The 22,330-nt window shown below is 64.2% G+C and carries 18 protein-coding genes; 11 read left to right on the top strand and 7 right to left on the bottom strand.

What is annotated here, in order from left to right:
- Window positions 1-16: 16 nt before the first annotated feature.
- The 3 genes from R5W23_RS00225 to R5W23_RS00215 all read right to left on the bottom strand — a co-directional run bounded on the left by R5W23_RS00225 (window position 17) and on the right by R5W23_RS00215 (window position 3,101).
- On the bottom strand, window positions 17-1,585 hold the full coding sequence (locus tag R5W23_RS00225; RefSeq protein ID WP_320684580.1) for a UxaA family hydrolase: 1,569 nt from the start codon (window positions 1,583-1,585) through the stop codon (window positions 17-19).
- Between the two features lie 93 nt (window positions 1,586-1,678).
- On the bottom strand, window positions 1,679-2,083 hold the full coding sequence (locus R5W23_RS00220; protein ID WP_320684579.1) for a hypothetical protein: 405 nt from the start codon (window positions 2,081-2,083) through the stop codon (window positions 1,679-1,681).
- Window positions 2,084-2,156: 73 nt separating this feature from the next.
- The gene (locus tag R5W23_RS00215) at window positions 2,157-3,101 is read right to left on the bottom strand and encodes a DUF1559 family PulG-like putative transporter (RefSeq protein WP_320684578.1); all 945 of its coding nucleotides are present in this window, start codon (window positions 3,099-3,101) and stop codon (window positions 2,157-2,159) included.
- Window positions 3,102-3,883: 782 nt separating this feature from the next.
- Between R5W23_RS00215 and R5W23_RS00210 the strand changes: the two genes are divergently transcribed.
- Window positions 3,884-4,081 (top strand): hypothetical protein, encoded by a 198-nt coding sequence (locus tag R5W23_RS00210; protein WP_261186093.1) that lies wholly within the window; start codon window positions 3,884-3,886, stop codon window positions 4,079-4,081.
- 32 nt (window positions 4,082-4,113) lie between these two features.
- Here the strand turns inward: R5W23_RS00210 and cobA are convergent, their stop codons facing one another.
- Together cobA and tatC are read right to left on the bottom strand one after the other, a co-directional pair.
- Window positions 4,114-5,655, bottom strand: coding sequence for a uroporphyrinogen-III C-methyltransferase (gene cobA / locus R5W23_RS00205; protein ID WP_320684577.1), 1,542 nt, complete (start codon window positions 5,653-5,655; stop codon window positions 4,114-4,116).
- A 331-nt stretch (window positions 5,656-5,986) separates the two neighbouring features.
- On the bottom strand, window positions 5,987-7,174 hold the full coding sequence (gene tatC, locus R5W23_RS00200; RefSeq protein ID WP_320684576.1) for a twin-arginine translocase subunit TatC: 1,188 nt from the start codon (window positions 7,172-7,174) through the stop codon (window positions 5,987-5,989).
- Between the two features lie 281 nt (window positions 7,175-7,455).
- Between tatC and R5W23_RS00195 the strand changes: the two genes are divergently transcribed.
- The 7 genes from R5W23_RS00195 (at window position 7,456) to fae (ending at window position 14,368) form a co-directional block, all read left to right on the top strand.
- On the top strand, window positions 7,456-7,689 hold the full coding sequence (locus R5W23_RS00195; protein WP_010044895.1) for a hypothetical protein: 234 nt from the start codon (window positions 7,456-7,458) through the stop codon (window positions 7,687-7,689).
- A 47-nt stretch (window positions 7,690-7,736) separates the two neighbouring features.
- Entirely contained in the window at window positions 7,737-8,789 is a 1,053-nt protein-coding gene (locus R5W23_RS00190; protein ID WP_320684575.1) for an ADP-ribosylglycohydrolase family protein, read from the top strand.
- A gap of 216 nt (window positions 8,790-9,005) precedes the next feature.
- The gene (locus R5W23_RS00185; protein ID WP_320684574.1) at window positions 9,006-9,581 is read left to right on the top strand and encodes a hypothetical protein; all 576 of its coding nucleotides are present in this window, start codon (window positions 9,006-9,008) and stop codon (window positions 9,579-9,581) included.
- A 146-nt stretch (window positions 9,582-9,727) separates the two neighbouring features.
- Window positions 9,728-10,399, top strand: a complete 672-nt coding sequence (locus tag R5W23_RS00180) for a hypothetical protein (protein ID WP_320684573.1) — start codon at window positions 9,728-9,730, stop codon at window positions 10,397-10,399.
- Window positions 10,400-10,948: 549 nt separating this feature from the next.
- Window positions 10,949-12,091 carry an SPFH domain-containing protein gene (locus tag R5W23_RS00175; RefSeq protein ID WP_320684572.1) on the top strand — a complete coding sequence of 381 codons (1,143 nt, stop codon included), beginning with the start codon at window positions 10,949-10,951 and terminating at the stop codon, window positions 12,089-12,091.
- A 215-nt stretch (window positions 12,092-12,306) separates the two neighbouring features.
- The gene (locus R5W23_RS00170; RefSeq protein WP_320684571.1) at window positions 12,307-13,683 is read left to right on the top strand and encodes a hypothetical protein; all 1,377 of its coding nucleotides are present in this window, start codon (window positions 12,307-12,309) and stop codon (window positions 13,681-13,683) included.
- Window positions 13,684-13,813: 130 nt separating this feature from the next.
- Window positions 13,814-14,368, top strand: a complete 555-nt coding sequence (gene fae / locus R5W23_RS00165; protein WP_320684570.1) for a formaldehyde-activating enzyme — start codon at window positions 13,814-13,816, stop codon at window positions 14,366-14,368.
- Window positions 14,369-14,548: 180 nt separating this feature from the next.
- Here the strand turns inward: fae and msrA are convergent, their stop codons facing one another.
- Both msrA and R5W23_RS00155 read right to left on the bottom strand, forming a co-directional pair.
- Window positions 14,549-15,088 carry a peptide-methionine (S)-S-oxide reductase MsrA gene (gene msrA, locus R5W23_RS00160; RefSeq protein WP_320684569.1) on the bottom strand — a complete coding sequence of 180 codons (540 nt, stop codon included), beginning with the start codon at window positions 15,086-15,088 and terminating at the stop codon, window positions 14,549-14,551.
- 70 nt (window positions 15,089-15,158) lie between these two features.
- A complete protein-coding gene (locus tag R5W23_RS00155) occupies window positions 15,159-18,137 on the bottom strand; it encodes a prolyl oligopeptidase family serine peptidase (RefSeq protein WP_320684568.1) in 2,979 nt (992 codons plus the stop codon).
- Window positions 18,138-18,421: 284 nt separating this feature from the next.
- Here R5W23_RS00155 and R5W23_RS00150 point away from each other — a divergent pair, with 284 nt between their 5' ends.
- From R5W23_RS00150 to R5W23_RS00140, 3 genes are read left to right on the top strand one after another with little or no spacing between them, the layout of a single operon-like run.
- Window positions 18,422-19,723, top strand: coding sequence for an acyltransferase family protein (locus tag R5W23_RS00150; protein WP_320684567.1), 1,302 nt, complete (start codon window positions 18,422-18,424; stop codon window positions 19,721-19,723).
- Window positions 19,720-20,358, top strand: a complete 639-nt coding sequence (locus R5W23_RS00145; RefSeq protein ID WP_320684566.1) for a sigma-70 family RNA polymerase sigma factor — start codon at window positions 19,720-19,722, stop codon at window positions 20,356-20,358. Before R5W23_RS00150 ends, R5W23_RS00145 begins: the two co-directional genes overlap by 4 nt.
- Window positions 20,355-22,199, top strand: a complete 1,845-nt coding sequence (locus tag R5W23_RS00140; protein ID WP_320684565.1) for a WD40 repeat domain-containing protein — start codon at window positions 20,355-20,357, stop codon at window positions 22,197-22,199. Before R5W23_RS00145 ends, R5W23_RS00140 begins: the two co-directional genes overlap by 4 nt.
- Window positions 22,200-22,330 lie beyond the last annotated feature (131 nt).

Below are 22,330 nucleotides of genomic sequence, written 5' to 3'. Positions count from 1 at the left end.
TGAGGCACTCCGGCTGTTACAGCGTCGGGCCGATCGACCACGGGGCGAACTCCTCCTCGCCCACGCCGTTCAGCTCGCTCTTGGTGCGCTCGCCGCTGGCCACCGACAGCACCTTTTCAAAGATCTCTTGCCCCACGGCCTCGACGGACGCCCCGGTGAGCACCTTGCCGGCGTCGATGTCCATGTCGCCGATCATGTGCGTGTACAGCGGCGTGTTGGTCGCGACCTTCACGCACGGGGCCGGTTTGCACCCGAACACGCTGCCGCGCCCGGTGGTGAACACGCACACGTTCGCCCCGCCCGCCACGATCCCCGTCATGCTCACCGGGTCGTAGCCCGGCGTGTCCATCACCACGAACCCCTTCGCCGTGACCGGCTCGGCATAGCGGTACACGTCCACCATCGCGGTCGTGCCCGCCTTCGCGATGGCCCCGAGCGACTTTTCGTAGATGGTGGTGAGCCCGCCCTCCTTGTTGCCGGGCGAGGGGTTGTTGTTGATCTCCGCCCCGAACATGGAGGTGTACCACTCCCACCACTTGATCCGCTCGACCAGCTTCTCCCCCACCTCCTTCGACACCGCCCGGCGGGTGAGGATGTGTTCGGCCCCATAGATCTCGGTCGTTTCGCCCAGAACGCTGGTCCCGCCCTGCTGAACCATGAGGTCGCTGGCCACCCCCAGCGCGGGGTTCGCGGTGACGCCGCTGTTGCCGTCCGAGCCGCCGCAGTTGGTCCCCAGGATCAGGTGCTTGGCTGGGAGCTGGACGCGGCGCACGTCGTTCACCCGCGGGAGCATCTCGGCGACGGCCTTTACGCCGGCTTCGACCGTCTTGCCGATCCCGCCGCACTCCTGGATCGACAGCGCCAGCGGGGTGCCCTTCGAGCCGTCCAGCTGCAGCAGGTCGAGGCGCTCGTTGTTGATGAGGTGCGACGCCTGCACGATCTCGCAGCCCAGCCCCACGAGCAGGTACGCCGCGACGTTCGGGTGCCGGGCGAAGCCGGCCAGCGTCCGGTCGAGCTGCTGGTGGTCCGGGCCGTCGAACTGCATCCCGCAGCCCTGCCGGTGGACGATCGCGATGACGCCGTCCACGTTCGGGTAGTCCTTCAGCAGCCCGAGCTGGCGGACCCGGTCGGCGATGTACTTGCTGGTGCTGGCCGAGCAGTTCACGGTGCTGATGACCGCGAGGTAGTTCCGGGTGCCGTACCGCTGGTGGTCGGCTTTACCCGGGCCGCGGTCGTACCCCATGAAGGTGCGGTACTCGGCCGGCGGCGGGAGCGGGGCCGGGATCTGGCTCGCGTGGGCGTAGTCGCGCTCGAACGCGCCGGCGCTGACGTTGTGGACGTGGACGTGCTCCCCTGGTGCGATTGCCCGACCGGCGAACCCGATCACCTGGCCGTACTTGCGGATCGGGTCGCCTTCTTTGACTGCCACGAGCGCGAATTTGTGGCCCATCCCGATGCCTTTCGGGAGGGTGAAGGTGCCGGAGTCGAAGAGGAAGGTGGTGTTGGCGGGGATCGGCTTGCGCGCCACCGCGACGTTGTCTTGGGCGCGCAGGTGGACCGCGAAATCACTGATCGGAACGGCCATCGGAGTTGGTTCCCGGCGGGGTGAGAGACTTCTCTTCACACTACCGGAAACCGCCCGGCTCGGGCAGATGAGGTTGCGCCGCGGCGGCCCGCATCAGTCGAGCTTGATTTCGAGACTATCGGTGCTCGGGGTGACGGTGTACTTGAGCCCGGATGTCTCGGGGTTGCGGTACTTCTCCGGGATCGTGGCCGGCGTCGGGCCTTTCAGGGCCGACGCGGCCTTCGGGTCCGACGAGCCGCTGCCGCCGGGCGAGGACTGAACGCCCACCTTGATGTCACCCGGAACCACGTCGGTCATGATGAACTTGCCGCCCGGCTGAACGACCGCTGCGGAGTAGGCGCCGTCAGCGCCAACGAACTGGAGGATGCCGGATTCGAGAGGCTGGCCCTTGTAGGTGACCGTTCCGTTGACGGTGATCTTCTTCACCCCCTGCGAGCAGCCGAGGAGGGCGGAGACCAGCAGGCAGGCGAAACCGAGGCGGAAAACGAGGCGGGGCATGGAGAGTTCACTCGGGGGAGAGAGCGGAATGAGGTGGCCCCGCCCGGTCCGATCGGGCGGGGCCGACAGGCGGTTACCAGTCGCCCAGGACGAGGCCGTCCTTGGGCCACAGCGCCCGGACCCAGGTCGTCGGGCTCACGGACGACGGCACCGTGCGGACGCTGCCGTCCATCATGCCCACCACGCACCCGGCGGCGTCCATCGCCTGGACGAAGTACGGGTTGCAGGCCGCCGGGGTCGGAACGTTTTGCGGCACCGCGGCGGTCGAGGTAGTGATCGGGGTGCAGGCCGAGTAGTCCCCCTGCGCCGTGCCCTGCATCCCGCTGCTCATCAGGCGGGTGTCGAAGTACGGCCCGCGCTCCCAGCGCCACGGGGTCCGGTACGCCCACAACTTGTGGAAGTAGTTGTTCGGGGACGCGCCCGAGGTGGTGTCCGGCTCGCCGAGGCCGCACTTACCGTACTGTTCTGCGAACCCGACCGTGTTCGAGGTGCCGTCGGTGATCCCCACGAGCGTCATCTTGGACACGGTGTTGCCGCTGCACGGGACGCCGAAGATGGCGTGGTTCATCCCGTAGTTCGAGATGCCCCACGTGCCGCCGTTCGATTCCTTCCAGACGTCGATCGGGTTCGAGGGGTCGCGCGGGGAGATGAACATCTTGAGCTTCACCGTGCCGGCGTTGTTCGGGCTCCCCTCCCACACGCCGCCGTTGGTCTGGCCCATGTTGTAAAGGGGCGACTGCTCCAGGTACGGCAGCAGGAAGTAGTAACCCGAGGCGTAGTTCTTGTTGGCCGCCACCACGTCCGCCAGCGGCGGGACCGAGGACATCGCGTCGTGGTAGCTGTGAACAGAAAGGGCGATCTGCTTGACGTTGTTTGTGCTCTGCATCCGGGCCGCGGCGGAGCGAACCTTCTGCACGGCCGGCAGCAAGAGCCCGATCAGAATCGCGATGATAGCAATAACAACCAACAGCTCAATCAGCGTGAAACCACGCTTTGAGCGCACAATCGGGAGAGACATGTCACGAACCTCGAACCTGAAAAGAGATGAGAGCGGGGTGAGTCAGCCCCGACTATGAAAATACCCTAATGAGACGAGAGAACAAGTCGGAATCGCACTTTTCCAGAGGGAAAAGCGGATGACGTTGAGGTGCCACCAAACAAACACACTGCTGGGCCGGGTGCTACAAACGCTTTACCGTTTGCCCTGTTGTTAAGCAGTAGGCCGAACTCCGTGATCGTGTTTTATAGCGTGCCGGCTGCATCTCGGATGGGCGATGCTATCCTTTTAAATCAGTGGGTAATATCGCCGAAAAGCAATGGCACCGGCCACTAACAACTGGGCACTCCCAAAGCAACGCCGCAGGGAAGTTTTGCGATCTCGCCCGGTAACGTGAGCCGCAACCGGCGTGACTGCCGAATTCTAAAGCTACTTCCGGAGGCTCCAGTCACAAAGCGTTTGAGTTGTCAGCTGCCCGAGCAGTTCCAAAAAACTTCTTAAACCGAGCGTATGTCGGGTCGGAACGTTGGGGTGAGGTGGCGATTCGAGCCCTGAGCGTTTTGCGATACTTCAAGAAGGTTGGCGTCGGTGCGGGTTGTGCGGTTCGCGCCGAGCGCGGGGGAAAGTGTCTTTGCAGGACCGCACCGGGTTTGTTGCGGTCCCGCGTGGCGCAAGTAGATTACCAACACTCCGGACCCCTACGGTGTCCGATCCCGGCACCTGTTTCTATCCTGACGGCCAACACGGGGTTAGTCGTCATGAGCACGCTAGTACTCGGCCGCGGGTCGCGGAAAGGTCGGGCAATGGACAAAGCACTCTGCTACGGGGCGCTCGGCGTCGGTGCCCTCATGGCACTGGTTTTTGTGCTCGATTTGGTGGCCGGCGTGCCGTTCGGCGGAGGGGGGAGCGAGAACCCGTTCGTCGTGGTGGACGTGTTCGGTTTCATCGGCGCCGTGATCGTCATTTATCTCGGCTTCAACGCCTCACGTGATTTGAAATAACCCGCCCCTTGCGGCTTCCGCTCTCCCGCTCGTCATTTCTGGCTCGCAAGGGCCAGAACGGCTTCGATGAGCCCGTCCTCGGTGAATGTCGTGGCCTCGGCCGCGACCGGGTAACCGAGCGCGCGCACCGCGTTCCCGGTTTCCGGGCTGATCGCGACGAGCTTGATTTCGCCACGCTCGATCCGGCCGTTAATCGTCTCGTCAAACGCCGCGAGCACGCCCCGCGCGATGTTGGAACTCGGGAGCGTGACGAATCGGACCTCCCCGCGTCGCAGCGCGTCGAGAACGCTTCCTTCTGGGGCGGTCACATCGACCTGATCGTACACCGTAACCTGTTCGACCGTAGTCACTTGCGCCAGTTCGTTACGGAGAAGTTCGCGCCCGCGGTTCGCGCGGGCCAGTAGCACCCGTTGGCCGGTAACGTGCGGCTTCAGCGCCGCCGCCAACCCTTCCGACGAAAACGTCGTGTCCGGTACCACGTCCGCGCGGAGCCGGTACTCGCGGAGCACTTCTGCGGTCTTCGGCCCGATCGCCGCAAGCTTCACGCCCCCCAAATCGCGCAGGTCGCGGCCGATCGCATCGAGCCGGCGGAGCAGGGCGTGGACCCCGTTGGCGCTGGTGAAAACCAGCCAGTTCCAGTGGCCCTCGCGGAGCTGCCCGAGCGCGCGGTCCATGCGGGCGGGGTCGCTCACGTCGCGGATTTCGACCGCTGGCAGGCGCGAAACGACCGCGCCGAGGTGTTCGAGCTTGCGAACCATCCCTTCGGCCTGGTGAGCCGGTCGTGTGACCAGGACGCGCTGGCCGAATAGCGGGCGCCCCTCGAACCACGGGCGCTCGGACCGGTGTGCCACGGTTTCGCCGATGAGGATGAGACCCGGGGCTTCGAGCCCCGCTTGGCGGCGCACCTCTTCGAGGGTGCCGAGCGTGGCGTATGCGGACCGCTGGTCGCCGGTCGATGCCCGCTCGACGATGGCGGCCGGAGTGTCGGCCGGTTTGCCGTACCTGAGCAGTTCGGCCGCGATCACTGGCAGTCGCGCGATCCCCATGTAAATCGCAAGCGTCCCCGGGAACGCGGCGATCGCTTTCCAGTCGAGCTTGTTGCCCGGTTTGCTGGGCAACTCGTGCCCGGTCACGAGCGCGATCGCGCTCGAGTGCATCCGGTGCGTGAGCGGGATCTCCAGGAACGCCCCGGCGGCCAGTGCCGCCGTCACCCCCGGGACGATCTCGTAGGCCAGCCCGGCGGCGCGGAGAGCTTCCGCTTCTTCGCCGCCGCGGCCGAAAATGAGCGGGTCGCCGCCCTTGAGCCGGACGACGGTTTTGCCAGCCGAGGCCGTTTCGATCAGCGTTTTGTGGATGTGCGGGTATTTGTCGGGGTGGCTCCCGGGCAGGTCACGAACGCACATGCGGACGGCGTGCGCCGGAGCGAGGTCGAGCAACCGCTCGGGAACGAGTTGGTCGTACAGAACGAGGTCGGCGCGGCTCAGCACCTCGGCCCCGCGAACGGTCATCAGGCCCGGGCTGCCTGGACCGGCGCCGACCAGGAAAACGAGCGGGTTCGCAGGGTCTATAGTCATTTCGGAATGCGGAATCGGGAACGCGGAACGGAAACCATAGCTGACGAAGAAAGGCGTTAAAGACTTCCGGTCAAAAGTCCCCTCGTCGCAAGTCATAACGTCGCAAAGTCATCATGGAAAATACCTTGTGACTTTATGACTTGCTAACCTTGCGACTTCTGACCGGTAGTCCTAAAGCCCGCGTTCCGCACGCGGGTCCGTTCGCCACCGGTTGGAGAGCAATCTGCTCTGGCCGGGCTCCGTAGGTCCGACGCACGACGAACGGCGATACGCTGGTGCCACTGAGCCGGCGAGAAGATTTCGGCGGGGTGCCGGTGAAACGGCACCGATATCAGACGGCCACCTCGTCGGCGGAATCGGACTCGGAATCTTCGTCGGGTTTGAACCCCGGGAACAGGTGGCAGACAAGGATGCCGCCCATGTAGAGCCCGAACATCGGCACGAACAGGTAGAGCATAGTAATCACGTCCGGCGTCGGGGTGAGCAGCGCCGCGAAGAACGCGATGATGATGCAGGCGTACCGCCACTTGGTCAGGTAATCTTGGGCCGTGAAGATCCCGATCCGGTTCAGGAACACCATTAGCAGCGGGGTTTGGAACGACACCCCGAACACCAGTGGCAGGATGAGGGCCAGACCGAGCCACTCGTTGAGCCGGATGTCCGGGTCGAACCCGAGGATCTCGTTGAACCGCAGCAGCGCCTTGACTGTCCCCGGCAGCACGATGAACTGGCACAGCAGCACGCCCGCGAGGAACAGCCCCACGCTCGGGCCGAAGAACAGGTACACGTAGCGCTTCTCGTGCGGGTACAGCCCGGCCCCCACGAACGCCCAAAACTGGTAGAAGATGAACGGGCACGAGAGCACGATGCCGCACAGGATCGACACCTTGAAGTACACCACCATCGACTCCTGGGCGCTGAGCGTGGTGAGGTAGTTCTTGCTCTCAAGGAGCCCTTCGCCCTTTGAACTCAGCGAGGTGATGTGCGCCGGATACACCCTCAGCTTGACGGCCAGTTCGTCCGGCGCCTCCTTCTTGCGCGGCCCGAACGCGGGTTCCAGGGCCGATGTCGGGATGAACACCGGCATCTCCTCGGGGGCGCCGAGCAACTTCAGCCGCTCGTCGGCGGTCAGCGCTTCCAGGCTGTTCTCATTATCCTTCAGCTTTTGACGGATTCGTGCGATCTCTTCCGGCGCCGAGTCGGTAAGCTGCGCGAGCTTGTCGTCGGCGTCCTTGAGCGCCTTGCGGTAGTAGAAGTCGCGGGTCTGCTGCTTCACCGGTTCGGTGATGACGTCGAGCATCGGCATCCCGATGCCGAGGTTGCGGTTGCCGATCGACCAGCCGACGAAGTCCAGCATGAACCCGATGAACATGAACGCCAGCAGGCACTTGATGGCGTTCAGCATCCGGTAGCGGAGTTCCTCGATGTGGTCGCCGAGTGACATCCGGGTGTCGGCGAAGATGTCGTCCGGGTACTCGTCGTACTTTTTGGTGAACTTCTGCAATGCATTGGTGGGCATGGTGCCGACCCCGTGCCGGGAGTAAACCCAACCCGAGGCGAAGGTGCCCGACCGGTTGGCAAAGGTGAGTGACGGCTGGAAGGTCAGTGGATATGGTATGAGTCGGGCCACAGGCGCACAAGTCGGGCGGCGCGGACTTCGGCATGTCGTGTGCGGGTTTTGAGGGCGGCGGGGCACCGAACTCGGGTCGCGCGGGCCGACTGACATGGAGCGGACCCGCGGGCGGGGCGATAACTACGGTGCGAACGGATTCGACCTTCTTCGCCCAACGGAGTGGCCCGATGCGCCGGCGCCTGCTCGTTTTATCACTGCTGGTTTGTGTAGGGTGCAACCGGTTCTCCGGGCCGCTCGAGACGCGGCAAATGGCCCCCGTGGACGCTCGTGCGCCAGACGGCTCTCGGTACAGTATCGAAGAGCAGAAGAAGCGCGGTCGCGAACGGCTCGCGGTTTCCGAAGACGATTTCCGGATCGGGCCGAAGGGGTACATCGACCGGCCCAGCCCGATCGGCCGCTAAACCCGCTGTTTGCCAGCACCCATATGGCCCACCCGCCCGACGCATTTATGGGTTCGATGCTCGGGCTCGCCGTGGGCGATGCTCTCGGGTTGCCGCTGGAAAATCTGTCCCCGCGCCGCGGGGTGAAGCTTTTTTCACACCTTCACCGGCATCAATTCTTCTTCGGGCGCGGGCTGTTCTCGGACGACACCGAGCACGCGTGTCTCATTGGGCAGGCGCTTCTGCGGTCCGGCGGCGACGCGGATACGTTCCGGCGCGACCTCGCCCGTCGGATCCGCTGGTGGGCCGCTGGGCTTCCGGCCGGAACGGGTCGCGCGACGATCCGGGCCTGCATGAAACTCTGGCTGGGCTGGTCGTCGGAACGAAGTGGGGTTCAATCGGCAGGCAACGGACCCGCGATGCGGTCGCCGCTTCTCGGGGTCGCATTCGGCCCGGACCGCGAGCGCCTCAAATCGTTCGTCCGTGCCTCGACTCGCATCACCCACACCGATCCGAAGGCCGAATGCGGCGCGCTGGCGGTCGCGTGGGCCGCGCACAGGGCCGCAGAAACGCGCGAGACACGCCCGCCGGAATCGGGACAATTCCTGTCGGAGCTTCGCGAACTGCTCGTGGGTGAACGCGCCTCCGGGCTGTTGCTGGATTCGCTCAGCGCCGCCGAAGGCGATTTGCAGGCCGGTCGCTCGACAGAGGAATACGCCCAAACCCTCGGTTTGTCACGCGGCGTTAGCGGCTACATGTACCACACGGTTCCGGCGGCGCTGTACGCGTGGCTCCGCTACCCAAACGATTTCCGCACGGCGGTGTCGTCGGCGATCCGATGCGGTGGCGATACGGACACCGTTGCGGCGATTACCGGCGCGCTGGTTGGCGCGCGGGTGGGGAAGGGCGGTCTTCCGCCCGAGTGGCTCGCGGGCGTGATCGACTGGCCGCGCTCGGTGAAGTGGGTGGAAGCACTCGCGGCGCGCGTCGCGAAGGGAGACTGGCTGACAGCCCCGCAGCCTGCGCAGCGGTTGGCGGTGTGGGCACTGCCGGCACGGAACGCGGCGTTCTTCGGCTGGGTGCTGGCCCACGCCGCCCGCCGGCTGCTGCCGCCGTATTGACCACACTCACGGCATGCGTCGAGGTGCAAGCTTGGCTCCCCTTCGAGAAGGAGCAATAGCGTGACAGGAGCAGAGTGGCGAGCGTGCGGTGACCCGGACGAACTTTTTGAGTACCTCCGTAACAGCAACGCGGTCTCGCAACGGAAGTGCCGTCTGTTTGCTACCGCCTGTTGCCACCGCGTTCTCGACCTATGTCCCGAGCGGCAAGCGTTCGCGGTGGCCGTCGAGACGGCCGAACTATTCGCAGACGATTTGCGGCCCCAGCAGGATTTGTTAGACGCCGGCGAGGTGCTGGAGATTATCGAATCACGTCTTGACCCCGAGGACGGAGAGGTCGATTCGGTTGAGCTTGATGCCCGGTATCACGCGATGCAGGTCGTTAGTCAGGCCGCGTGCTCAGACAGCGCGGACTGTCCTTACGTCTACAGGATGCGCGATGTCGTGATGCATGCGGCGTATGTGGCTGGCTTTCGGGTCGCTTCCCCAAGTGTTGACACCGTTGCGTGGAATCGGGCCGAAGTTGCCGAGCGACGTTTGCTGGCACGATTTGTTCGCGAAGTGTTCGTCGATCCGTTTCGATCGTCGCCACTTTTACCCGAATGGCGCACTAGAACCGCTGTTCTGCTTGCCCGCCAGATGTACGAATCACGCGACTTCAGTGCGATGCCGATTTTCGCGGATGCCCTTCAAGACGCCGGATGCGATAACGCCGACATCCTAAACCACTGTCGCGGGCCGGGGCCGCACGTTCGTGGGTGCTGGGTGGTGGATCTCGTGTTGGGCAACTCATGAGCAGCGAGGGCGTTGTGGTCGAGTCGGGCTGGATCACTTGCAACGACCCACGCGCGCTGGTGTCAGCCCTTCAGGACTGTGGGCACGCGAGCGAGCGGAAACTGCGACTGTTTGAGGTTGCGTGCTGCCGGCGTGCGCTACCGCACATGGACCACGATGGCAGTCGGGCGTTGGTTGAACTGGTGGAGCAACTCCTGGAGGGGCAAGTTTCATCCACTGAACTGGAGCGAACCTGCCGAGCACACGCACGCTGGTGTGATGAAGCGACTCCGGAGTGGGATTGGCTGAACCGCGCCGACCAAGCGGCCCTCGAAGCTGCTAATCTGCACTTGGCATCGTTTGAATGTCACGCAGTGCAGCTTGCCGCGAGGGGTATCGTTCAGGCCAGAATGGGGTCAGTCAACTTGGCGTTCGCAAAATCTTGCGAGTCGTTACCAATGCCCGAGCATGATGGGACACCATCAGATTCCGCCATCCTCGTCGAATTTATTCGTCAGTACGACGCGGCCCAAAGCCTGGTGGAAAAGACGGAAGCCGATTACTTGGCTCAGGAGCAAGCTGAACAAGTCGCACTTCTGCGAGACATTTTCGGTAACCCGTTTCGCCCGGTCGTGCTTTCTCCCGAGTGGCGCACGGAAACCACTGTCGCACTCGCAGCGCAAATGTACGAATCTCGAGACTTCAGCGTGATGCCGATTCTCGCAGACGCCCTTCAGGACGCCGGCTGCGATAACGCCGACATCCTCGACCACTGTCGGGGGTCTGGGCCGCATGTTCGTGGGTGCTGGGTCGTAGATCTCGTGTTGGGGAAGCAGTGACGCCGGTTGGCTTGTGAGTGTAGGTTGCGGGTGTTGCGTATCGACCTACCCCCCGGCCCCCTTGCCGTGCTCGCCGGCCCGGTCAGCAGAGCTTCCGTGGGCCGGCGGAAGGGAGGGGGTGGCGCCGAGAACGCTCGTCCCGGGGCGAAAGGGGCGCGCGGAGCGAAGAACCCACCCCCAGCCCCTCCCTGCAGGGAGGAGAGTAAGACAGCTTGCTTTCACCGAACGTGGCGCGCTCCTCTCGCATCGGGGCCAACGCTCCAGGCGCCACCCCCTCCCTTCAGGGAGGGGGCCGGGGGGTAGGTCGATACGCGCGATCTGCAACCGACAAATTCCCTGGTTTCGATACGAGAAGCAGAATTTGTGACCGCTGTTGCGGATTCGGGCCGCACGTGCAAGGAATAACGACGGTAGCGTCGTACCGGACGTGAATCGTGCGGTTTCGCGGCGTGTTCCGAAAAGCGAGTCGGTCGTGGACGAAGAGTCGGGTATCGGTTAGCTTCGGCGTTACCGAGGAAGGCGAAACCACACCTGTGGGCGGGGCGAGTCATGGGGCTGATGGACTGGGCTAAAGGCCAACTGATCGACATCATCGAGTGGACCGAGCCGAGCCAGAACGAGATCCTGGCCCACCGGTTCACGCGCCACAAGAACGAGATCAAGAACGGCGCGAAGCTCGTGGTGCGCGAGGGGCAGGCTGCCGGGTTCGTCAAGGAGGGGCAACTCGCGGACGTGAAGCTGCCGGGGATGTACACCCTCGACACCAACAACATGCCCATCCTCTCCACCATCCTCGGGTGGAAGTACGGGTTTGAGTCGCCGTTCAAGTGCGAGGTGTATTTCATCTCCACGCGGCAGTGGACGAACCAGAAGTGGGGCACGCAGAACCCGATCATGTACCGCGACCCGGAGTTCGGGCCGGTGCGGCTGCGGGCGTTCGGGAACTACGCGTTCAAGATCACTGATCCGGGCACCTTCCTCAAGGAACTGGTGAGCACCGACCCGTCGTTCGAGCTGTACGAGATTTCGGCGCAGTTTCGCAACGTGGTGGTGTCGCGCTTTATCGACGCGCTGGGTGCCTCGCGCATCCCGATGCTCGACCTTGCCGGTAACTACGAAAAGGTCGGTAGAATTGCGCTGGAGCGGATCGCCCCCGAAATGGCGAAGATGGGCGTGTCGCTCACGCAGTTCTTCGTCGAGAACATTTCGCTCCCGCCGGAAGTCGAATCTGCGCTCGATAAACGTTCGCAAATGGCAGTGCTCGGGAACCTGGACCAGTACGCCAAGTTCCAGACCGCCGAAGCTATTCCGACCGCCGCCGCGAATCCTGGCGGACTGGCCGGGCTCGGGGCCGGTCTGGGCGCCGGCGTCGCCATCGGCAACCAGATGGGCAATGCGTTCGCGGGTGCCGCGGGGGCGCCGGGAGTCGTGACGCCGGCAAACACCACACCCCCGGCGGGCGCGAGCGGTCCGCCTCCGCTGCCGACGGCGGTCGCGTTCCACGCCGCGATCAACGGCGCTTCCGCAGGGCCGTTCGACATGGCGGCGCTCCAGGCGCACGTGGTGGCGGGTCGGATCACACGAACTTCGCTGGTGTGGCGCGCCGGCATGGCGGGCTGGGCCGCCGCGGAAACGGTCCCGGAACTCGCGGCGCTGTTCGCTCACGTTCCTCCGCCGCTGCCGCCCATGTAAGTGCCGGACGTGGTCCAGAACGCTACCGCACCGACTGGTTGCCGACTGGACATTCGCTACCAACCGACTGGCGTTTCGCTGGCACATTGCTACCCACGAAACGCCCCAAAATCCCCTTGCGCAGCTCGCGATTTGTGCAGACTGCGCCGCGCAATGCCGTAATTCACCACTCCATCACAGACCCTCGACCTTGCGGTTGGGGTCTGCCAGTGACTATGAGTACGCCGCCTCCGCTGCCGCCCTCGGGTGACGTTCCTCCGCCCTTGCCCGGGGCCGCTCCGCCTCCGCTTCCGCTCCCGACCCCCACCAAGCCGCCGGAGACGCGCGAGCCGGCCGTTACGAAAGAGCCCCCGAAAGGGAAGCTGTTCCCGTGCCTTAACTGCGGCGCGAAGGTCGAGTTCGACCCGCGCGATCGGGCGCTGAAGTGCCCGTACTGCGGCCACACGTCGAGCGTCGAGGACGGCGGCGCGGAGGTCGAGGAGCGGAACTTCAACGAGTACGCCAGCAAGCTCGTGAAGGGCAACGTCGGCGGGATTGAGGGGCGATCGACGCAAACCCGCTGCGGCGGGTGCGGTGCGATGGTGCTGCTCGAAGACAAGGTCGTCACCGATTCGTGCCCGTTTTGCAGCACGCACCTGGAGAACCGGCCGGAAGCCGTCGAGGGGATGCTGCGGCCCGAGTCGCTCATTCCCTTCAAGGTGGACCTGCGGGCGGCGCGCGAGGAGTTCGATTCCTGGCTCGGCGGGCTGTGGTTCGCGCCGACCGAACTCAAGAAGGTCGCGAACCTGGGCCAGCTCGCGGGCGTGTATCTGCCGTACTGGACCTACGACGCGATGACCTACACCCGCTACCACGGGATGCGCGGCGATGACTACCAGGAAACGGAATACTACACCGACAAGGACGCGAACGGTAACGAGGTCCAACGTTCGCGCACCGTCACGAAAACGAACTGGTACTCGGTTTCCGGGGAGGTGCAACACTTCTTCGACGACGTCCTTGTGTGTGGGTCGAAGAGCGTCCCCGAACACCTCATCAGCGGCCTCGAGCCGTGGAACACCAACGAACTGGAGGTGTTCCAGGACGCCTTCCTTGCGGGCTTGAAGACCGAGCGCTACGCGGTCGATTTGAAGCAGGGGCTGGTGGTTGCCAAAGAGGTGATGCAGCCCACGATTCGCGACCTGATCCGGCGGGACATCGGTGGCGACCACCAGCGTATCGAATCGACCGACACTCGCTACCTGGGCGTCACGTTCAAGCACTGCTTGCTGCCGGTCTGGATCGCGAACTACCACTACCACGAGAAGCTGTTCCAGATCCTGATTAACGGACGCACGGGCAAAGTGTCCGGCGAACGACCGTGGAGCTGGATGAAGATTATCCGGCTGGTGGTGATCGTGCTGCTGGCGGCCGGGCTCATCGCCGCACTCGTGGCCGCCTTTTCGGGCAAGGGGCGCTCGCCGCGCGCGGCCGCAAATGAGCCGGTGCCATCGGCCGTAATGAGCGAACGCAACTCGCTCGCCGGTGTGTACCGTTCCGGCGCCGAGTTCGAGACGGATCATACCGGTTACAGGCGGCTACCGGCCGGATGATCCGTCCGAAACGGGTTCCGCCGTGGTGGGTGGCGGCGTGCTTCGATTGAGTTCGACAGCCGGTTCCACCTTTCGGAGAGGTCGATACAACCTCTCCTGGCAAGATGACGGCGAAAACCGGAGGACACGCATGGCAGGGCGGATCGTGATGCGGACGGGCGAGGCTCTCGTCGAAGGGGACAAGGATTACCTGTGCGCGGAGCCCGAGATCGTGATCGGCGCCCTCGACGGCCCGGTCGGGACCGCGTTGGCGACGCTCGTCGGCGATCAGGTGAAGGGCCACACCCGCGTGTTCGCCATCCTGAACAGCGACGTGCAGGTGAAGCCGGCGACTCTGATGGTTAGCAAGGTGACCGTGAACAGCTCCCGGTACACCGGCATTCTGATGGGCAGCGTGCAAGCCGGCATCGCCAACGGGGTGCTCGACGCGGTGCGGGAAGGGCTGATTCCGAAGGACCAAGCGAACGACCTCGGGATCATCTACTCGGTATGGCTCGACCCGAGCGTGCTGAACGTGCCGCCCGAGCAGGTGGACCACGCCGGGCTGTTCCAGGTGAACCGCGAGGCCACGGTGAAGGTGATCCGTAAGGCCCTGGCGAACGAGCCCAGCATCGACTGGCTGCTCGAGAACCAGGACAAGGTGACCCACTACTTCCACCAGCTCGGCATCGAAGGGAAGATCTGACGGAACTTAACTCGCAAGTGCGTTAAAGATGACCGTGACCGCAGGCCGTCAAGAGAAGCGGTTCGACGTGCAGGGCAAATGACGCAGTTGCAGAGCTATTCTGTGCCAAAGCCGCAACCGACGCCCTGAAGCGCGTCGGTTAGAAAGGGCACCGCGCTGAAGTGCGGCTTCACCCGTGCTTCACTTCAGTTTGGCTGCGAATGCGGTGCGGGCTTTCGCGACCTTGGGGCTGACCACCATTTGGCAGTAGCCGCGGTCGGGGTTCGCGCGGTAGTAGCCCTGGTGATACTCTTCCGCCTTGAAAAACTCCTGGGACAGTTCCACCTTCGTGACGATTGGGTTGGCGAAGGTCTTTGCTGCCGTGAGTTCCTGAATGACCTCGCCGGTGGTGTGGCGTTGCTCTTCGGAGGTGTAGAAGATCGCGGAGCGGTACTGTGTTCCCACGTCCGCGCCCTGCCTGTTTAGGGTTGTGGGGTCGTGAATCACAAAGAACACCTCCAGCAGTTCGCGGAAACTGATGACGGCGGGGTCGAAGGTGACACGGATCACCTCGGCGTGACCGGTCTTACCGCCGCAAACGGCTTCGTAGGTGGGGTTCGGTACCGCTCCCCCGGTGTAGCCGGATTCGACCTTTGCGACTCCCTTGAGTTGCTCGAACACGGCTTCCAGGCACCAGAAACAGCCGCCCCCGAGGATCGCGGTCTCGGTTTGTGCGCTCATGGTCATCCCCTGAACAGAAAGGGCCGCACCGGGAATCCGGCGCGGCCCGTGTTAGATTCTACGGCGGCGGTTAAGGTTTCGGACGACTCTTAAGATGGTCTTCCATCTTGAGGTGCGGGACGCCCTCGATCCACCAGTCGGGCGCCTGGCTGCCTTTCAGGTGGTAGTCGAAGAACTCTTTCATCCGCACCGCGTAGTCTTTGCGGTTCTCGGGCTTCGCCAGGCCGTGGTTCTCGCCCTTGTACTGCAACATCACGACCGGCTTCTGGAGACGCCGGAGCGTGTTGTAGTACTCCACCCCTTGCGTGAAATCGACCGCGCCGTCCTTATCGTTGTGGAGGAGCAGCAGCGGGGTGGTCACCTTCGTCGCGTGGTACACGGGCGAGTTGCGGATGTAGGCGTCCTGTTGTTCCCAGTAACCGCCGGTGAACCGTCCCTGGCTGCTCTCAAAGATCGGCTGGTTCGCCATCCCGGCGTTCCAGTAAACGCTGCTGTACATGCTCACGAGGTCGGTGAGCGCCGCGCCCGCGATCGCGCACTTGAAGCGGTTCGTTTGGGTCACCAGGAATGCCGTCTGGTAACCGCCCCACGAGTGCCCGTGCAGCGCGACTTTGTCGTTATCCACGATGCCGGTGGCGACTGCCGCGTCGAGCGCCGGCAGAATGCACTCGACCGCCGACACCCCCGGATCGTTCAGCTTGTAGGTGATGTCCGGCATCAGCACCGCGTACCCGTTCGACGCGTGGACCGAACCGACGCCCCACGTCCCCGGGGCCTGATAGCGGTGGATGTTCTGAGACAGCTTTTCGTAGATGTAGACGATCGTCGGGTACTTTTTCCCGGGCTCGTAGTCGGCCGGAAGGAACAGCGCCCCTTGCAGGCGCTTGCCGCCCACGCCCTTGTACTCGATCAGCTTCGCCCCGGCGGACCACTTGTAGTCCTTTTGCTGCGGGTTGCTGTCGGTCACCTTTTTCGGGTCCTTGAACGTGCCATCAGTGATGTAGAGGTCGGCGCTTTCGGTCGTCGATTGACGCATGAACACGAAGGTGTCGGCTTTGCGTGCTTTGCTCGGAGGATTGTACCCGTGATCCGACCACGCCAGGACGCTCACACTGGTCTTCGAGGGGTCGAGGCGGGCCAGCCCCTCCTTCTTGCTCCACTCGCCGTACATCAGGGTGTAAACGGGTTGCGTGAGGTCGGTGCCCGGTTTGGGCTCCGGCTCGAACTGAAGCGTCATACGGTACCGGATGGCGTCCGTTTTCCCGTTCACGGTCAGGTTCGTACCGCCGGTGCCGTCCGCGCTAACCCGCCAGATGTCCCACCCGTCGGAGAGGAGCACGAACTTTCCGTCCCGGCTCCAGCCGTAGGCCGGTGTCGAGGGCTTGTCGAAGTTGTGGTCGTCGTCCGCGTCAACGAACGAGGCGCCCACTTTCTCCGTCACGTTCACCGACTTGGCGGTGGCGAAGTCGAGGACGTGGTAATGGCCGTCCTTGTAGTAAAGGGCGTGCGTACCGGTCGGCGACGGGCTTACGGTTGCCGGGCCGAAGAACAGGCTCGAGAGCTTTTCGACCGCTTTCGTCCGTGCGCCGGTCTTCGGGTCAACGACGTAAACGTCGGTGTACAACTTCCCGGTCAGGTAGCTCTGGTACTCGTAGGGCTTCGAGTCGCGTCCGACCGCGAACTTGTGCTTCGGGGCGAGCGCCACCTGCTTGAACTTCTCGTCGGCGAGCCGGACGAACTTCCTGTCCTTGATCCAGTACACGGCGCTATAGTTCGTCACCCGGTCGCTGCTCGCCTGCTTCTCCTGCATGGGTTGGAGTCGCTCGTCCTTCCAGTGCCACACCACCAGATCGGGCTTACCGCCGTCGGTCGAGTTACCGGCGGTCGGGACGATTTTCTTGCCCTTTTTGCCGTCGTCCTTCGGATCAGTTTTGGTTTCGGACTTCACTTCCTTCGGCGCCGGCGCTGTTTCGGTTTTCTTTTTGCGCTCGGTGATCGAGAACCGGAAGCCGTCGAGACCGTCGGTCCACGCGGCCGGGCCGGTAATGACGAAGTCCGTCGGGAAGCTCTTGTCGTCCTTCGGATCGTAAACGGCTTTCGTCGGCTTCGGCCCCAACTCCGTGAACCCGACGATCGACAGCGGTTTGGCGTCCGAACCGGCATCCTCGGTCTGCTTCGTGACGACAAATGCGGTGGTGTCTTCGTTCCAGGAGAGCGAGCGGTAATTCGCCTTGCTCGCCTCAATCGGGTACACGAGGCCGGTCTTCATCTCGCGGAGGTGAACGCCGTTCCCGATCCGGCCGCTGGCGTCGATGACGGTCACGAGCCAGTCGCCCTTCTTGGTGAAATCGAACTCCGCGACGTTCCCGAGTACGAGGTCGGTGCCGGTCGCGAGGTCGCGCAACACGAGGTCCGACCCGCTCGCAGCGGACACAGGACCCGCCGGTGCGCCGGCGGCCGGCTCGCTCACCTTGCGGAACACGAGGTGTGTGGCGGCCTCGCCGTTAAACCGGGCCGACGCGGCTCCTTCGATTTCGGTTTTGTCACCGGTCGCCAGGTTCACCAGCGTCACCTTGGCTTTGCCGCCCGAACCCTGCGCCGTGCCGCCCTTGGTGGGAGGAGCATACGTGAACGCGAACCACTTGCTGTCGAGCGAAAACACCGCGGTGCCGAACCCGGTGCCGCCCGGGAACTTCGTTTCTTTACCGTCCGCGATGTTCCGCAGGAACAAGTCCCCTTCGCCTTCCGTGGCACCGACGCGGTGAGCGAACCACTTGCCGTCAGGGGAGAGGGTGAAATCCCGAATCGATCGCCACTTGTCCGCGTCCGCGAAGGTGAGCACCTTCTTGGCTGCCGGTGTGGTCGGGCTACTTTTTTTCTTGTTCAGCTCGTCCAGCTTCTTTTGAAGCTCTTCAAGCTGCTTTTGGACTTCAGCGATCTCCTGTTCGCGGGTCTTCTGGGGGTCTTCGGCACGAAGGGTGACAACGAACCCTGCGACTAGCACCAGCGCCGCGATTGCCCGCGACGAGACTGCACACTGTGGCAACACTCAGCACCTCCGTCGGGTCGGTGACCCGCTGACGGGAATACAGTAAAACCCGCGGTTCGCGGGTCGGGAGATGGTCCATCATCTGCGGCCCACTGCGACCGCAAAGCATTTTGCCCAAACTACCAGCCGGGGTGGGTGTCGTCGAGCGTTTGGAACGACAAAGCGTGAGATTGCGCCACCCAGGGTGTTGGGATCGCTACCGCGAAGTCGGTTCGGTGGGCGTTGGAGAGTGGGCCGGAGGACCTATTCTGAATACTATTTGACCCGCATTGGGTAGGAGCATCATGTCAACGCCTGCGCCGTCCGACCGGTACCACGCGCTCGACAGCCTTCGCGGGTTTGCAATGTTTCTTGGGGTCGTCCTGCACGCGGCCATTTCGTTCATGGTGAACGTGCCGGCGTTCTGGCCGGTGCGTGACCCAGAACCGGTCCCGCTCGCGGACGTGTTCCTGATCGCGGTTCACGATTTCCGGATGCAACTGTTTTTTGTGCTCGCGGGGTTCTTCGGGTGCCTGCTGTACCAGCGTTACGGACTGGTCGGGATGTTGAAGCACCGCGCGAAGCGGGTCGCGCTGCCGTTCGTTCTCGCACTCGTTTTCATCGTGCCCACGGTTCAGGTAACCGGGCTGTACTCTGAGATTGAGAACGTACGGGCCGGTGCTGTGCGCAGTCCTGAATCGGTGGCGCGCGGGGTGGCAGCGAAGCTCGTGGCCGCGAACCCCGAGGCGAGCGCGCCGCAGCTCATCCTCGACTACGTTTTGGCGGGGGAGGCGGTCGCCCGGTTGCCGCTCGTCCACCTCTGGTTTCTGTACTACCTGCTCCTCTTCACGATCGCCGTGGCTGTGCTGGCGCCGCTACTCGGTCGATTCACCGGCACGCGACTCCTGCTCGTGACTGACGCCGCGTTTCGTCGGTTAATTGCCGGTTCCGGGCGTGTGCTGGTGCCCGCCGTTCTGACTTTCCCGCTCATGTTGCCAATGACGTGGGTTGTGGACACGCCCTCGCAGTGGAACCCGCAGTGGCACATCGTGGGCTACTACTTCGCGTTCTTCTGTTTTGGGTGGATGCTGTACCGTCACCGCGACCTCGCCACCGCGTTCGGCCACCGGTGGCGCCTGCACCTCTTGATTGCCAACACTGTGCTGCTGCCATTGATGCTTGGTCTCGTGGTGAAGGGGTATGAGGCCGAACGTGCCGGAAAGGATGGAGTGCTCGCAATGAAGCTGGCTGGGTACGCCGTATCGGTGCTCTATACGTGGCTGATGGTCGCGGGGTTGTGGGGCGGGTTCTTGCATCTGTTCGCGCGCGAACGGGCGTGGGTGCGCTACCTCGCCGATTCCGCGTACTGGTGCTACCTCGCGAGCATCACTCCGATTTTTGTGTTCCAATTTCTGGTCCGCGACTGGCCGGCACCCGGGTTCTTGAAGTGCGGTTTAGTTACGCTTGCAACGTTAGCCGTGCTGCTCCTCAGTTACGAATATTGCGTGCGGTACAGCGTGATCGGCGCGATTCTGAACGGGCGCAAAATCCGCCCGAAGCGCTCCCCCGTATCATCGGAGCCGGCTGCGACCGGTGCGGCGGCGTGACTACTGTTCTGTCTGATCCGTGGCGCCGTGGGGTTCTGGTTGTAATCGTGCAGCGCGACGACGAGCAAACCGGGGCGGCGACACCGGAGGCCGACCGGATCGTGGCGGACGTGCTCGCCGGCCACACACCGGCGTTCGCAGCACTGGTGCGTCTGTATCAGGAAAGCGTTTGGCGGATTGCGGCGGCGCTGCTCCGCGACCGCGATGCGACGGAGAACATCGTTCAACAGGTGTTCGTGGACGCGTACTTTCACCTCGATCAGTACGCGCTGGGGACCGATTTCGGCGCGTGGATCCGCACCGTCGCTCGCAACCGGCTCCGGAAGGAGCTGCGCACCGCCGGACGCGAGGACCGGCGGCTCGCGGTCTACCGCGAGCGGCTGGCGGAGCGGCTCCGGGCCGAGAGTGCCGTCCACCGCGATGACTCCGACGCGTACGTCGTGGCCCTCCGGGGCTGCCGGGAGTTGCTGACGCCCCGCGAAGCCGCGGTGCTGGCGCTGCGGTACGAACGGGGCCTCTCGTTCGAGGCCATCGCGTCGAAGCAGGGACAAACACCGGAAGCTGTTCAGCGGATGATTTCGCGCATCCGGTGCCGTCTCCGCGACTGCATTCAAACGAAACTGAACGACCAATGAACCGCGTCGCTGAACTCACGCTCAAGCTCCTCGACCGCGCTCTTACGGCAGCGGAGGTCGAGGAGCTCGACGCGCTCACCGCCGCCGACCCACGCGCCGAGGCCGAACACCTCGAACTGCTGGCTCTCGAGACCGAACTTCGCGGGCTGCGCACGGATTTCGACCTGGCCGACGCCACCCTCGCTCAGATCCAAGAAGCTCAAGCGGAGCGAACCGCGGGCGCCGTGCTGGCCGCGATCACCACTGCGGCGCCACCAACCTGGGCGCGCTCCGCACCGGGACCGCGACGGACCGTGCGGCGTCGTGCGGTGGCGGTGGTCCTGATCGCATGCGCCGCGTGTGCGCTCGTGGCGGTGTGGCTCGGGGTGAAGCCGGCACCGATCATTTTCCCTGCGCACGACGATGGGTCCGGGGCAGCGGGCCAGGGCTTTGCGAAACTGTCGCAGAAAACCGGACTGGTCGAGGTGTTGAATGCCACCGGTGACGTTGTTTCGGTGGAGGAGGGGAGCGAGTTACCGGCCGGGTTCACCCTCCGGACAGGCGATGAGAGCTTGGCCGTCGTCGAACTCCTGGCCGAGCCGGCCCGGTTTGAGATCGAATCCGACAGCGTGGTGCGCTTCCGTTCCGGCGGGCGCACGGTCGCAAGTAAGCCGCAACTGTACCTCGCCGCCGGTCAACTCACCGCGACTGTGCCGGACCGACCGAACAGCCGCCCGCTTGTCGTCAGCACATCCGTTACCGACGTACTCGCTCACAGCGGGCTGTTTGTCGTTTCATCGGCCGGCCCGGACACCGCACGTGTGGACATCCGGAGCGGACAGGTCGAACTCGTCCGTACCGTGGCGCCCAAACCTGTTCCGGTCGGCGTCGGTTCGGCGCTGGTCACCGCCGGGCTCGATCGGGTCCATATTGAGGGCTCGCGCGCCGTCGATCGCGTACCCGCTCGAACCCTTGCTTTCCCGGGCGCGCGAGACGTGACGTATTCGCTCGACGGGGCTGAAGTGTGGGTCGGGAGCGCTCGTGCGTTCACCCGCTGGGGGGCCGCGACCACCGAGTCCAGTTACTACGCCAGGCGCACCGACGGGTTCGCGGGCTTCACCCGTGACCGCAAGCACCTCGTCACGTTCCGCGGCGACCGAGAAGACCGGGTGCTGATCCGCTCACTGCCCGACGGGGGCGAACTGGCCGCCGTCGATGCCCGCATCGGCGACTCACGGTTCTGGGCGGTTGCGCCGGACGCCTCGTGGTTCGCGTTGGTCGATTCGCCCAAGCCGTACAAGTGCGTGCGGCTCCTTGATGTCGCGACCGGCGAAGAGCGGTTCCAACTGAACGTGGCCGAGAACATTGCGTGCATCGCTTCGAGCCCCGACGGCCGCGCTTTGGCCGTCGGACTCATCGATCTCGCCCGCGGTGGCGGCAACAAGGTTCTGCTGCTCGACACCGCGTCGGGGGCACGACTGTTGTCCCTGCCGATCCAGAAGCGCCCCCCCACCGCGCTGGCCTATTCCGACGACGGGCAGCTCCTGGCCGTCGGTTTTAACGGTGTGATTCAGGTTTGGGACGTGTCGTCGCGCGAGTTGCTTCGCACGATTACGGGGTTCGAGCGGGCCGTTGTTTGTCTCGCGTTCTCACCGGATGCGAACCGGATTGCAGCCGGGACGCCCGACGGCTCCGTTTGGGTGTGGCAGCGGGCGAGCGGTCAGCAGACGCAACTGATCGAGAGCGGCGGGCGTGGGGTCAGAACGGTCGCGTTCTCGCCGAACGGCAAGCACCTCGCAACAGTCGCGAACGGAGCCCCGGTTGCTGTCTGGGATGTCAAGCTCGCTGGCGACCTTCAGTAGCCCGATGATCCGTTCGAGTGTAGTGTGAGGGGGCTTATGTCCCGTCACCCTTACCCCTGCCTCAGATGAAACCTCTTGTTCTGCTCGCGATCTGCGCTCTTACCGCTGCCGCCGGCCGGGCTTCCGACCCC

Source organism: Gemmata algarum (genome assembly GCF_034097035.1).
Lineage (GTDB): Bacteria > Planctomycetota > Planctomycetia > Gemmatales > Gemmataceae > Gemmata > Gemmata algarum.
This window is presented reverse-complemented; position numbering and strand designations above follow the sequence as displayed.